The organism is Bradyrhizobium sp. Arg237L, from assembly GCF_029990105.1.
In the GTDB taxonomy this organism is placed as follows: domain Bacteria; phylum Pseudomonadota; class Alphaproteobacteria; order Rhizobiales; family Xanthobacteraceae; genus Bradyrhizobium.
In genome coordinates this window covers 146,568-159,847 of record NZ_JAQMIL010000006.1, presented here as the reverse complement: position 1 = coordinate 159,847, position 13,280 = coordinate 146,568, and the positions used below count along the sequence as shown (strand labels likewise).

The following is a 13,280-nucleotide window of genomic DNA, read 5'->3' as shown; positions in this document are numbered from 1 at the left end:
ACAGCGCGCCATTGCCTCAAAACATCGGGATCGGCAGCGCCTGTGCGACCAGCGTCCCGCGAACAGGAAGGCAAGCTTATGCCGCCTTCTTGTTCTCTGCGAGATTGGCAAGTTGCCGCAGGATTTCCGTTGTCCCTGCAAGCCGTTCTTCCGGAGTCTTCCATTCCTGGAAGAACACGACCTTCATGTCGGGCCGCACCTTCGCGGCCTGGCCATGCTGGCGGATGAAGGCGACCAGGCGGTCGGGCTGGGCAAAGGCATTATCGCGGAACGCGATCACCGCGCCCTTCGGACCGGCATCGACCTTCTCGACATTGGCTGTGCGGCAATAGGCCTTGATAGTGGCGACCTTGAACAAATAGCGCACCTCGTCCGGCAGCACGCCGAAGCGGTCGCGCATCTCGGCTGCGAAATTGTCGATCTCCTCCTCGCTGTCGAGATCGGCGAGCCGCCGGTACAGCGACAGCCGCACCGAAAGATCGTTGACGTAATCCTCCGGAATAAGCACGGGCATGCCGATCGTGATCTGCGGCGACCAGCGGTCGGCGGCAGGCTCGGCGACGCCGGCCTTGAGATTGACGATCGCCTCCTCCAGCATCGATTGATAGAGCTCGAAGCCGACTTCCTTGATGTGGCCGGACTGCTCCTCGCCCAGAAGATTGCCGGCGCCGCGGATGTCGAGGTCATGTGAAGCGAGTTGGAAGCCCGCGCCCAGCGTTTCCAGCGACTGCAGCACCTTCAGCCGCCGCTCGGCCTGCGGCGTGATCTTCTGCTGCGCCGGCAGCGTGAACAGCGCGTAGGCGCGCAGCTTCGAGCGCCCGACCCGGCCGCGGAGCTGGTAGAGCTGGGCGAGACCGAACATGTCGGCACGGTGCACGATCAGCGTGTTGGCGTTGGGGATATCGAGCCCGGATTCCACGATCGTGGTCGATAGCAGGATGTCGTACTTGCCGTCGTAGAACGCGGACATGATGTCCTCGATCACGGTCGGCGGCATCTGGCCGTGCGCCACCGCGACCTTCATTTCCGGCACGTTCTTGTCGAGGAAGTCCTTTACACCAGCGAGATCCTCGATGCGCGGCACCACATAGAACGCCTGCCCGCCGCGATAGCGCTCGCGCAAGAGCGCCTCGCGGATCATCAAGGGATCATGCGGCGCGACGAAGGTGCGCACCGCGAGCCGGTCGACCGGGGGCGAGGCAATGATCGAGAGCTCGCGCACGCCGGTCAGCGCAAGCTGAAGCGTGCGCGGGATCGGCGTCGCGGACAGCGTCAGCACGTGGACCTGCGCCCGCAACTGCTTCAGCCGCTCCTTGTGGCCGACGCCAAAATGCTGCTCCTCGTCGACAATCAGGAGGCCAAGATCCTTGAACTTGATCGACTTGCCGAGCAGCGCATGCGTGCCGACGATGATATCGACGCTGCCATCGGTGAGCCCCTTCTTGACCTGCGTCAGCTCCTTCGTCGGGATCAGCCGCGAGGCCTGCGCGACATTGACCGGGAAGCCGCGGAAGCGCTCCGCAAAGGTCTTGCTGTGCTGGCGCGCCAAGAGCGTGGTCGGCACCACGACCGCAACCTGCTTGCCGTCGAGCGCAACCGCAAACGCTGCGCGCAGCGCCACTTCGGTCTTGCCGAAGCCGACGTCGCCACAGATCAGCCGGTCCATCGGACGGCCGCTCTCGAGGTCCTTCAGCGTCGAGTTGATCGCGCCAAGCTGGTCCTCGGTCTCGTCATAGGGGAAGCGCGCGCAGAACTCGTCATAGACATGCGGCTGCACCGGCATCTTCGGCGCTTCGTGCAGCATGCGCTCGGCTGCGATCTTGATCAGCTCCCCCGCAATCTCGCGGATACGGTTCTTGAGCTTGGCCTTCCGCGCCTGCCAGCCGGTGCCGCCGAGGCGATCCAATTCGACATTGGCGCCGTCGGAGCCGTAGCGCGACAGCAGCTCGATGTTCTCAACCGGCAGGAACAGTTTTGTCTCCGCCGCATAATGCAATTCGAGACAGTCATGCGGTGCGCCCCCGACCTCCAGCGTCTGCAGGCCGACGAAGCGGCCGATGCCGTGCTCGACATGGACGACGAGATCGCCGGCCGCGAGACTCGTGACCTCTGAGATGAAGTTGTCGAGCTTGCGATGCGCCTTGCGCGGCCGCACCAGGCGGTCGCCCAGGATATCCTGCTCGCTGATGACGGCGACGTCGTCAGTCTCGAAGCCGCTTTCCATGCCGAGCACGGCGAGCATCGCCTCGTTGCGCGGCGTCGCCTGCACCATGCGCCAGGTGTTGACGTTGGTGACATTGTGGAGCTTGTGGTCCTGCAGCATCGAGCCCATGCGGTCGCGCGAGCCCTCGCTCCACAGCGCGATCACCACCTTCTTGCGCTGCGCCTGCAGGGCCTGCACATGGGCGGCGACGGCCTGGAACACGTTGACGGACGCATCAGTGCGCTCCGGCGCGAAGTTGCGGCCCTGCCGCGCGCCGGCGTCGAACACCTCCGTGCTGCCCTCAGGGACAGCGAACGGCGTCAGCCGCGCCAGCGCGCCGTCGTTCAGGCGCTGCGTCCATTCCGCCTCGGTCAGATAGAGCTGGTCCGGCGGCAAGGGCTTGTAGATCGCGCCGCCACCGGGATGCTCCATCGCCTCACGCCGCGCGTCATAGTAATCGACAATCTGCTTGAAACGCTCGCGCGCGGCGTCCTCGCCCTGCGGCTCGATCGCAACAGGCGCGCCGTCGAGATAGTCGAGCAGCGTGTCCATCCGCTCCTGGAACAGCGGCAGCCAGTGCTCCATGCCGGGATGGCGACGCCCCTCGGTGACGGCTTCATAAAGCGCATCGTCGCGCTCCGGTGCGCCGAAAGCGGCGACATAGCCCATGCGGAAGCGGCGGATGGTCTCCGTGGTGAGCTGGAATTCCGAGACCGGAACGAGATCGAGCCCGCGCATGTCCAGGAGCGTACGCTGCGTCTCGGCATCGAAGCTGCGGATCGACTCCAGCGAATCGCCGAAGAAGTCGAACCGCACCGGCTGGTCGAGCCCGGCCGGAAACAGATCGAGGATGCCGCCGCGCACGGCATATTCGCCGGGCTCCCGCACGGTGGAGGACCGCGTATAGCCGTTGTGTTCGAGCCAGGCGACGATCGAGTCCATCGGTACGACATTGCCCGGCGCGACCGACAGCGCCTGCGCCGCCACCACCTCGCGCGCCGGCACTCGCTGCACGATGGCGTTCACGGTGGTCAGCACGATCAGCGGATTGTCGCTGCCGGCGAGCCGCGACAATCGCGCCAGCGTGGTCAGGCGCTGCGCCAGGACGCCACCATGCGGCGAGACGCGGTCATAGGGCTGGCAGTCCCAGGCCGGGAACTGCATCACGCCAAGATCGGGCGCGAAGAATTCCAGCGCGCGGGCGAGCTGCTGCATCCGCGGCCCGTCGCGGCACACCACGGCAAGGCTGACGGCCGGACGCTTCGGCTTCGCCGCGATCGCGCGCGCCAGATCGGCGATAACCAGCCCCTCGGCACCCTCGGCGACATTGGCAAAGGTCACCGCGCGCCCGGGGGCCAGCAGTGCGGCGGGTGATTTGGCTTGTGGCTTCATACGTCCTGTTCCACCGCGCGAAACGCCTTGATGCGGGCAAACAGCGCGCCTGCCCCTTCAAGCGGCCTGTCGCCGATCAGCGCAGCATAGAGATCGGGATCGGGCACCTCGAGCAGGTGCTCCAGTTCGGACAGCTCAGTGTCCGAGAGATTGCCGATTTCGGCGTCCGCGAAGCGGCCGAGGACGAGGTCCATCTCGCGGGTGCCACGATGCCAGCAGCGAAACAATAGCCGCTTGCGGCGGTTGTCGAGACCGTCGCTCGACCGTGTCGTTCCCGTCATGTCGCCAAAATCCATCCAAACGCCAAAAGCCCGGACGTGCCGGGCGGGGCTGATATAGCGGCTGAGGAGACCAATGTCAGCCCTTCTTGTTCCCCGATTTATCAACTGTTGCGTCATCGCCGGGCTTGACGGCGCGCGGCTGGCTGATGACGGATGATGCCATGCGCCCTGCTCTGCTCAATCCCCTGTTCGCGCCGGTCACGAGCCTGTCGGGCGTCGGGCCGAAGCAGGACAAGCTGCTCCGCTATCTGCTCGACCGCAGCGAGACGCCGCGGCTGGTGGATCTGTTGCTGCATCTGCCCGCAAGCGTGATCGACCGCCGCGCGCGGCCGAAGATCCGCGACGCGGTTCCGGGCACGGTAGTGACGCTCGAGGTCACGATCGACCGCCATCGCCCGGCCCCGCCGCGCAACTCGCGCGCTCCCTATCTCGTCTATGCCAGCGACGACACCGGCGATGTGGTGCTCACCTTCTTCCGCGCCCAGCCGGGCTATGTCGAAAAGCTGCTTCCCGTCGGCGCCAAGCGCTATGTCTCCGGCACCTTGCAGATGTACGACGGCATCCCCCAGATCGTGCATCCCGACCGCGTGGTTGACGAAGAAGGCTTTGCAAAACTCTCCGGCATCGATCCGGTCTATCCGCTGACCGAGGGGCTCGCGCTCGGCTCGCTCCGCCGCGCCATCGCGCAGGCGTTGCAGAAACTGCCCGCATTGCCCGAGTGGATCAGCCCCGAGGTGCTGCGCCGCTGCAGCTTTCCGCCGATCGCGGAAGCGCTGCAGCGTGTCCATGTGCCGGTCGAGCTCACCGATATCCTGCCTGACGGCCCGTTCTGGTCGCGCCTTGCCTTCGACGAGTTGCTCGCCGGCCAATTGGCGCTGGCGCTGATCCGCGCCCAGCTCCGCCGCCCTGCCGGCGACCGCAACGCCGGCGATGGCCATCTGCGCAACAAGATCATCGACGCGCTGCCTTATGCACTGACTGCTTCGCAGCGCTCCGCAATGGCGGCGATCGCGGAAGATCTGCGCCAGCCGGTGCGCATGCTGCGCCTGCTGCAGGGCGACGTCGGCTCCGGCAAGACGGTGGTGGCGCTGCTTGCGGCCGCGGCCGTCGCCGAAGTCGGCAAGCAGGCCGCGCTGATGGCGCCGACCGAAATCCTGGCGCGCCAGCACATCAAGACCATCGCCCCGCTCGCCGAACGCGCCGGCCTTCGTGTCGCGATCCTCACCGGCCGCGAGAAGGGCAAGGAGCGACGCGAACTGCTGGCCCGGCTCGAGGCCGGCGAGATCGATCTTTTGGTCGGCACGCATGCGCTGATCCAGGACGACGTGATCTTCAAGTCGCTGGCGCTTGCGATCGTCGATGAGCAGCATCGCTTCGGCGTGCGCGAGCGGCTGGCGCTGACATCGAAAGGCGAAGCCGTCGACGTGCTGGTGCTGAGCGCCACGCCGATCCCGCGCACGCTGGTGCTCACTTATTTCGGCGACATGGACATCTCCGAATTGCGCGAGAAACCGGCCGGTCGCCAGCCAATCGATACCCGCGCGGTGCCGGCAAGCCGCATCAGCGACGTGATCGACGCCGTCGGCCGCGCGCTGAAGGCAGGCAAGCTGGTCTACTGGATCTGCCCGCTGGTAGATGAATCCGAGGCCGAAGGCACCGAACACCTGACCAACGCGACCAAGCGGTTCGAGAGCCTGCAGAAGCGTTTCGGCGACGGTGTCGGCCTCGTCCATGGCCAAATGAAAGGCGCGGAAAAGGACGCCGTGATGGCGCAGTTCGCCGCGCATGAGATCACGCTCCTGGTCGCCACCACCGTGGTCGAGGTCGGCGTCGACGTGCCGGCGGCGACCATCATGGTGATCGAGAACGCCGAACGTTTTGGGCTTGCGCAATTGCATCAACTGCGCGGCCGGATCGGGCGCGGCTCGGAAGCGTCAACCTGCCTGCTGCTCTACCAGGAGCCGCTCGGGGAGATCGCAAAAGCGCGGCTGAAAGTGATCCGCGAAACCACCGACGGCTTCCGCATCGCCGAGGAAGACCTGAAGCTGCGCGGCGAAGGCGACGTGCTCGGCATCCGCCAGAGCGGCCTGCCCGGCTACCGCATCGCGCGGCCCGAGGTGCACGGCCAGCTCATCGCACAGGCCCGCGACGAAGCACTGCGCATCATGAAGGATAATCCAAAGCTGAAAGGCGAGCGCGGCGAAGCCTTGCGCTGCCTGCTCTATCTATTCGAACGCGACGAAGCGATCCCGCTGATCGGCGCGGGCTAATTCGTCATTGCGAGCGCAGCGAAGCAATCCATTGCCACCGCAAACTCGGAGAGAATGGATTGCTTCGTCGGTATCGCTCCTCGCAATGACGGCGTTGTGGCGAGCCGAACCGCAGAACTTAGTCTCCCTCATTGCGAGCGCAGCGAAGCAATCCACCGTCACCGCACGTGCGGAGGCAATGGATTGCTTCGTCGCTTCGCTCCTCGCAATGACGGTGGTGGCGCCTTACGCCTTCTTCACGTTGCAGCTCTCGGCAAACGCTCGGAGCTTCGCAACGTCCGTACCCTCGCCGTTGGCATCGGCCGCGATATGCTCGAACAGCCTGGCGAATCCCTCATAGACGAGATTGGCTGGATGATCCGGGCCGAGGAAAGCCGCGATCTCGCGCATCTCGGCGACCCAGCGATACGCCTTTGGCACCATGTCCGGCAGCGCGACGCCAAGCCGCGCCAGGATTTGCGGCTGGCTCAGCGCCAGTTCGTCGCGCAAGGCAGTGGCGGCGCCCGCGCGCGTGGCCGCCAGCACCATGGCGGCGCCGACCGCCGTCAGCCCCTTGTTGATGCCGGCATAGGACATCTTGAGCGCGGAAGCCGCGCCGACCGGCCCTTCGACGATGCGCAAGTCGAGGCCGAACTGCTTGAGCACGGCGAGGTCCTGCGCATGCTCGCCCGAGACATAGAATGCTGGTCCGGCTGAGCCTGGTTTCGGCGGCAAGCCGATGACCGCGCCATCGACGAAGCGCGCGCCGGAAGCAGCGATGATTTCGCCAACCTTCTGCACCGTCTCGACATTGACGGCATTGCAATCGACGACGACAGGTCTCGTTCGGAATTTCACGATACTGGCGGCCAACTGCTCGGCCAGCGCAATCGCTTCCCCCGGCGGAACGATGGAGAGGATGATATCGGCTGCGGCGATATCGGCGTCGGCGGCCGCCACCATGCCGCTGGCCGCTGCGCGCTTGGCACTCGCTTCGCTCCGGCCGTGTAGCGAGGTCAGGACGCGGGCGCCATGTTCGGCCAAGCGCTGCGCCACTGCGCTGCCCATGGCACCCGGCGCAAGGATCGCGATCGTATTGGACATGAGAGGTCCTCGAGAGTTCCGAGAGACGGTATTTGTAGAACGATCCGGCGGCAAACGCGAGTTCGCCTCACCTTCAAAACACGGCGTTAGATTCCTTGCGTGCGCGGCGGTGGCTTGCGGGCGGCGCCCGGCAGCGGCATCGGGATCACCCGCAGCTGTGGCGGTTCGGATGATTGGGGACCAGACTTGCCGAGCGCCTCGCTCACGCAACGATTGTCATTCATCTTGTCCGCCTCCAGCATACAGGCCGGAAGCATAGTGGTGCGCGTCGTAAGCTTGCGGTCGAGCACCGAGGCGATATAGCCGCGCGGCTCACCAGCCTTGAACGCAAGCCCCATCCACTGGACCTGCGCGCCCTTGGTGCTCGTCAGGCTGGCCATGCGATCGGCGCAGGGCGCGTAGTCCATGGTGATGCTCGGCTCACCCTTGCGGTCCGCAAAGAACAGCAGCGGCCGTGTCGCGCATCCCGTCGCAGGCCTGAGGAAGAGCACGAACAGTCCGAGCTCATTGCCGCCTTCGACCGAGGCGAGAAAGAAATCCTTGGCATTGTCGAAGGTGCGGAAGACGCGATTGTCGAGCTTCAGCGTCGCCTTGCCGGTCTGCTTGTTGTGGAAGGTTTCGACCTTGTGATCGGCGGCCGAGCCGGAACCGGTCGGCAGTCCGAGCTCGCCCGAACCGAACGCCTCCGCCACCAGCGACTGCAGGCAGTTCAACTGATCGACGCGCGTGAACAGGCAGGACGGCGCCTTGATCTCCTGGCTTTCGAGCTTGTTCGCGATAACGTATGCAATCCGTGCGGTCGGCCGGTCGTTGCGATAGGCAACGGCAGCCCAGAGCGCCCATCCCTTGCGCGTCGTCAACTGAATCTCGACCAGGTCGTTGCATGCGGCGAAGTCGGACAGGATCTGGTTCTTGCCGGAATCGCCGGTCAACATCGCGTGGACGATGACATTGGAGCCGCATCCCGATCTCGTCTTGAGGTGGAGCATGTAAAGCACCGAACCATCGAGGTCGTAGGTGTTGATCTTGCCGATCTCGGCAACGTCCTCCTTCGCAAGGATCTCGCGGTCGTCGAGCTCGATGGTCGCCTGACGCGTCATGTCGTTGATGAAGGTCACGAGACGGTGGCCCTTGAAGAAGGCGTCGCCGGTCCTTCGCTTCATATCATCAGCGCTTGCGGTCCGGATCGCCATCGAGGCGAGCAGCAACATCACCCCGGCGAGAACAACCAGCTTCGTCCGCAATGAGCGACAGGCAAAACGCCATCCACAATCCTGCATCGAGATCGCACCCGACGCCCGGCAAGAAAACCCGGGCTTTCAAGAATAAATTGTCGGTGCAATCCGGGCCGCCGAACAGGCGGTATCCGGTTGACACCGGAATGGCACGCGCTCCCGTGCGCAGCAAGCAGTTCCTGTCACAGGCTAACACGGCGAATCCGCTGCAGCGTGACGATCAAATGACAGCAACCGCTGCGAGATTATTCTACCTTCGCAGGCGCGGGCTTCGGCTGCAGCGCGGAGGCGGAGTTGGCGATGCGGGCGGCGTTGGCCACACCGGCGAGCGCGGCCATGCGCTTTGCATCGCCGTTGCCCGGCTGCACGACGCCGGCGGACATGATCAACGTCGCGGCGTCCTCGGCGCTCAGCTCGACCTCGATGATCTTACTTTTCGGCACGTAGAAGAAGAAGCCGGTGGTCGGGTTCGGCGAGCATGGCAGGAACACCGAAATGTGCTCCTCCTCGCCCGGCAGGCTCGCGGCGATGTTCGCGCTCGGCGACTGCGAGATCAGGACGATCGACCACATGCCCGGCGAGGGAAATTCGACCAGGCCGACGCGGCGGAAGCTGGATCCGTTGCCCGAGAACAGCGTCTCGAACACCTGCTTGAGGCCGCGATAGATCGCGCGCACCGCCGGAATCCGCCCGAGCAGCCGCTCGCCGAGATCGACCAGCGTCCGCCCGATCAGGTTCGCGGTGAGGAAGCCGAGCAGCGTCAGCGCGATCACCGCGACGACCAGTCCGGAACCGGGCACGCCGAACGGCAGATAGGTTTCAGGACGATAGGCCGAGGGCACAAAGGGTCGCACCAGGCCGTCGACCCAGGTCACGAACCACCAGGTGAGATAGAGGGTGATCGCCACCGGTCCCGTGACGATCAGCCCGGTCAGGAAATAGTTTCGAAAGCGGGCCATCAGGCCGCGCGGGCCGTCTGGCGAGGGGTGTTCCGGGGGCGGGATCGGAGACGGATTCTCGGGGTTCATTATGGTTCCAGGTCGCAAGGCGCAGCCAGAATCTCCCAGCTAAGCCATCCTAGCAGGTTTTTGAAGGGCCAACGTAATCCGGGCGGTTGCGGCTATTCGACCGTGACTGACTTCGCGAGATTGCGGGGCTGGTCGACGTCCGTGCCCATGACGACAGCGGTATGATAGGCGAGGAGTTGCACCGGAACGGCATAGACTATCGGCGTAAAGGCGGCCGCCATGTCCGGTAGCACGATCGTGACCAGGGAATCGACGGTCGCCTCCGCGGCCCCCTTGGCATCGGTCATCAGGATGATATTGCCGCCGCGGGCGGCCACTTCCTGCATGTTGGAGACGGTCTTCTCGAACACCTTGTCGAAAGGCGCGATCACCACGACCGGCATGTTCTCGTCGATCAGCGCGATCGGCCCGTGCTTGAGCTCGCCGGCAGCATAGCCCTCGGCGTGGATGTAGGAAATTTCCTTCAGCTTCAGTGCGCCCTCGAGCGCGAGCGGATAGCTGGTGCCGCGTCCGAGATAGAGCACATCGCGCGACTTGGAGATCTCGCGCGCGAGCTTCTCGATCTGCGGCTCCGTGGTGAGCGCCGCCGCGATCAATCGGGGAACCTCGACGAGGCCGTGCACGAGCCTGGCCTCGTCCGCGTCAGACAGTTCGCCGCGCGCCTTGCCGGCGGCGACCGCGAGCGATGCCAGCACCATGAGCTGGCAGGTGAAGGCCTTGGTTGAGGCGACGCCGATCTCGGGGCCGGCCAGCGTCTGCAACACGGTCTCGCTCTCGCGCGCGATCGTCGAGGTCGGCACGTTCACCACCGAAACCGTATGCGCGCCCTGCTCTTTCGCGTAACGCAACGCGGCCAGCGTGTCGGCAGTCTCGCCGGATTGCGAGATGAAGATCGCAAGATCGCCTTTCCGCAAAGGCGCCTCGCGGTAGCGGAATTCGGACGCGATATCGATCTCGACCGGCAGACGCGAGAACCGCTCCAGCCAATATTTCCCGACATAGCCAGCATAATTCGCGGTGCCGCAGGCGGTGATCGAGACGCGCTGGATATCTTTGAAATCGAACGGCAGCTTGACCGGCAACGTGACCCGCTCGGTCGCCATGTCGATATAGCGGGCCAGCGTGTGGCCGACCACTTCCGGCTGCTCGTGGATCTCCTTGGCCATGAAGTGGCGGTAGTTCGCCTTGTCGACCAGGAATGCCGATGCGCCTGACTTCAGCACCTCGCGGTTGGCGACCGCGCCGTGCTCGTCATAGATCACGCCGACTTCACGTGACAGCACCACCCAGTCGCCGTCCTCGAGATAGCTGATGGTATCGGTAAACGGCGCCAGCGCGATCGCGTCCGATCCCAGATACATCTCGCCGTCGCCATGCCCGACCGCGAGCGGCGAGCCCTTGCGGGCGCCGATCAGGAGATCATTGTGGCCGTTGAACAGGAACGCCAGCGCGAACGCGCCGCGGAGCTGCGGCAGCGACGCCTTCACCGCCTCCTGCGGCGAACTGCCCTTCAGGAGGTAGGAGTTGACGAGATGGGCGACGACCTCGGTGTCGGTTTCGCTGGAGAATTTCGCGCCCTGCTTCTCGAGCTCCTGGCGCAACTCGCGAAAATTCTCGATGATGCCGTTGTGGACAACAGCGACATTGTCCGTCGCATGCGGATGCGCATTGCCCTCGGTCGGCCGGCCATGCGTCGCCCAGCGCGTATGCCCGATGCCGGTGTGGCCATCGAGCGGCTCGGCGCGCAACCGCGCTTCCAGGTTCTTCAATTTTCCTTCCGCGCGCCGCCGCACCAGATGGTCGCCCTCCAACGTGGCGACGCCAGCGGAATCGTAGCCGCGGTATTCGAGTCGCTTGAGCGAATCGACCAGTTGCTCCGCAACCGGTGTCCGTCCGAGAATGCCGATAATGCCGCACATGCGGATCAAAATCCCCAAATCGCCGAAAATTTGCCAAACCGACGACACGCTCCCTTAACGGGAAACGCGGGCACCAACAAACTCAATAATTATTGCGGATTGAGACAGTGTTAAAGGGAAGATTAACGGGTGAGTTAAGGACATATCCAACCTGCCCCTCCCGTTCGCCGCCGTCATTCCGGGGCGTCCGAAGGACGAGCCCGGAATCCATCAGGCCACAGGCGCAAGCGGAGAAATGGATTCCGGGCTCGCGCTACGCGCGCCCCGGAATGACAGCGTCGTCCTGACGAAGGACGGGACGACATCGTAAGGATGGGTGGAGCGCAGCGAAACCCGTCACTCGCGCGGCTTGCTCCATCGCGATGGGTTTCGCTGCGCTCTACCCATCCTACTGACTACGGCGTCAGCTTCCCTTCGCGGCCTTCGCTTTCATCTTGATCTCGCGATAGCGCGCAGCGCCGCCTTCGCGGACGGATTGCGGGCTGCGTTCGACGGCCATCGCATCGTCGGGCACGTCCCTGGTGATGACGGAGCCCGAGCCGATATAGGCGCCGGCGCCGATCTTCACGGGTGCGACCAGCGAGGAATTGGTGCCGATGAAGGCGCCCTTGCCGATCAGGGTCTTGTGCTTGAGGAAGCCGTCATAGTTGCAGGTGATGGTGCCGGCACCGAGGTTGGAATTGGCGCCGACATGGGCGTCGCCGACGTAGGAGAGATGGTTGACCTTGACGCCCTCCTCCAGGATCGCAGCCTTGGTCTCCACGAAATTGCCGATCCGCGAGCCGTCGCCGAGCGAGGTGCCCGGCCGTAGCCGCGCATAGGGACCAATCGAGACCTTCTTGCCGATGGTGGCCTCGACGATATGCGAGAAGGAGTGGATCACCGCGCCGTCGCCGATGGTCACGCCGGGGCCGATCACCACGAAGGGCTCGATGGTGACGTCACGGCCGAATTTGGTGTCGGCGGCGAGATAGACGGTCTCCGGCGCGATCAGCGTCACGCCGGCTTCCATCGCCGCCTTGCGCAATCGCGCCTGCAGCACCGCTTCGGCTTCCGCAAGCTGCGCCTTGGTGTTGATGCCGCGCACTTCGTCTTCGCTGGTCTCGATCACGACGGCCTCCAATCCTTGCCTGCGCACGATGGCGACGGCATCGGTCAGGTAATATTCGCCCTTGGCGTTGGCATTGCCGATCTCATCGAGGATGCCGGGCGCCCTGCGCCCGTCGAACGCCATCACGCCGGCATTGCACAGCGTGATCTTGCGCTCCTCGGCGCTGGCGTCGGCCTGTTCGCGGATCGCAACGAGCTTGCCGTTCTCGACCACCAGCCGTCCGTAGCCGGTGGGATCGGCGGCGCGAAAGCCGAGGACCGCGAGCGCGGCGCCATTCTTCAGCGGCGCACGCAGTCGCTCGAAGGTTTCCGCCGAGATCAGCGGCGTGTCGCCAAAGGCGATCAGGAGATCGTCGGCTCCATCAGCGATCGCCTCGCGCGCCGCCAGCACCGCATGGGCGGTGCCGAGCCGCTCGCGCTGCACGAAGGTGCTGGCATCGGAACGGATCCGCCGCGTTTCATCCGCGACCGCTTCATGGTCCGGCCCGACCACCACCGCCAGCGAAGCGCCTTCGCCATTCGGCGCGGCACGCAACACATGGGACAGCAGCGACTGGCCGGCGACGGGATGCAGGACCTTCGGCAGCGAGGATCGCATCCGCGTGCCCTCGCCGGCCGCGAGCACCACCGTCAGGCTGGATCGAGCAATCATCAAGAGCCCTCAAATACCGTGCGCCGATCGCGCCAAGCCGTCTTAATTGGTTTCCCCGGCAGAAGAAACCTATCCGCCTCCCGTGACAGCCCGGATTCAGGTTCCCC

9 protein-coding genes are annotated in these 13,280 nt (G+C 64.9%); 1 reads left to right on the top strand and 8 read right to left on the bottom strand.

The genetic code is table 11. The features are described from left to right. Positions 1 to 76 precede the first annotated feature (76 nt). On the bottom strand, positions 77 to 3,595 hold the full coding sequence (gene mfd / locus OZ411_RS05645; RefSeq protein ID WP_282527141.1) for a transcription-repair coupling factor: 3,519 nt from the start codon (positions 3,593 to 3,595) through the stop codon (positions 77 to 79). Next, the gene (locus tag OZ411_RS05640; RefSeq protein WP_130581778.1) at positions 3,592 to 3,876 is read right to left on the bottom strand and encodes a succinate dehydrogenase assembly factor 2; all 285 of its coding nucleotides are present in this window, start codon (positions 3,874 to 3,876) and stop codon (positions 3,592 to 3,594) included. The genes mfd and OZ411_RS05640 overlap by 4 nt, the downstream gene beginning before the upstream one ends. A 161-nt stretch (positions 3,877 to 4,037) precedes the next feature. Between OZ411_RS05640 and recG the strand changes: the two genes are divergently transcribed. Continuing rightward, on the top strand, positions 4,038 to 6,146 hold the full coding sequence (gene recG / locus OZ411_RS05635) for an ATP-dependent DNA helicase RecG (protein ID WP_282527140.1): 2,109 nt from the start codon (positions 4,038 to 4,040) through the stop codon (positions 6,144 to 6,146). A 225-nt stretch (positions 6,147 to 6,371) separates the two neighbouring features. Here the strand turns inward: recG and OZ411_RS05630 are convergent, their stop codons facing one another. From OZ411_RS05630 to glmU, 6 genes are all read right to left on the bottom strand, one after another. Continuing rightward, a complete protein-coding gene (locus OZ411_RS05630; protein WP_282527139.1) occupies positions 6,372 to 7,229 on the bottom strand; it encodes an NAD(P)-dependent oxidoreductase in 858 nt (285 codons plus the stop codon). 86 nt (positions 7,230 to 7,315) lie between these two features. Then, entirely contained in the window at positions 7,316 to 8,392 is a 1,077-nt protein-coding gene (locus OZ411_RS05625) for a hypothetical protein (RefSeq protein WP_282527138.1), read from the bottom strand. A gap of 4 nt (positions 8,393 to 8,396) precedes the next feature. Further along, positions 8,397 to 8,636, bottom strand: a complete 240-nt coding sequence (locus OZ411_RS05620; RefSeq protein WP_282527137.1) for a hypothetical protein — start codon at positions 8,634 to 8,636, stop codon at positions 8,397 to 8,399. Positions 8,637 to 8,709: 73 nt separating this feature from the next. Then, positions 8,710 to 9,492: a DUF502 domain-containing protein gene (locus OZ411_RS05615; protein ID WP_130581782.1), complete on the bottom strand. Its 783-nt coding sequence runs from the start codon at positions 9,490 to 9,492 to the stop codon at positions 8,710 to 8,712. 92 nt (positions 9,493 to 9,584) lie between these two features. Then, positions 9,585 to 11,411, bottom strand: a complete 1,827-nt coding sequence (gene glmS / locus OZ411_RS05610; protein ID WP_282527136.1) for a glutamine--fructose-6-phosphate transaminase (isomerizing) — start codon at positions 11,409 to 11,411, stop codon at positions 9,585 to 9,587. A 403-nt stretch (positions 11,412 to 11,814) separates the two neighbouring features. Then, positions 11,815 to 13,173, bottom strand: a complete 1,359-nt coding sequence (glmU, locus tag OZ411_RS05605) for a bifunctional UDP-N-acetylglucosamine diphosphorylase/glucosamine-1-phosphate N-acetyltransferase GlmU (RefSeq protein ID WP_282527135.1) — start codon at positions 13,171 to 13,173, stop codon at positions 11,815 to 11,817. Between the last annotated feature and the right edge of the window lie 107 nt (positions 13,174 to 13,280).

Bases quoted from the DNA above. Each gene is read 5' to 3' on its own strand.
- OZ411_RS05615 (WP_130581782.1), bottom strand. From the start codon at position 9,492: ATGAACCCCGAGAATCCGTCTCCGATCCCGCCCCCGGAACACCCCTCG.
- OZ411_RS05640 (WP_130581778.1), bottom strand. From the start codon at position 3,876: ATGACGGGAACGACACGGTCGAGCGACGGTCTCGACAACCGCCGCAAG.
- recG (WP_282527140.1), top strand. From the start codon at position 4,038: ATGCGCCCTGCTCTGCTCAATCCCCTGTTCGCGCCGGTCACGAGCCTG.
- glmU (WP_282527135.1), bottom strand. From the start codon at position 13,173: ATGATTGCTCGATCCAGCCTGACGGTGGTGCTCGCGGCCGGCGAGGGC.
- OZ411_RS05625 (WP_282527138.1), bottom strand. From the start codon at position 8,392: ATGAAGCGAAGGACCGGCGACGCCTTCTTCAAGGGCCACCGTCTCGTG.
- OZ411_RS05630 (WP_282527139.1), bottom strand. From the start codon at position 7,229: ATGTCCAATACGATCGCGATCCTTGCGCCGGGTGCCATGGGCAGCGCA.
- glmS (WP_282527136.1), bottom strand. From the start codon at position 11,411: ATGTGCGGCATTATCGGCATTCTCGGACGGACACCGGTTGCGGAGCAA.
- mfd (WP_282527141.1), bottom strand. From the start codon at position 3,595: ATGAAGCCACAAGCCAAATCACCCGCCGCACTGCTGGCCCCCGGGCGC.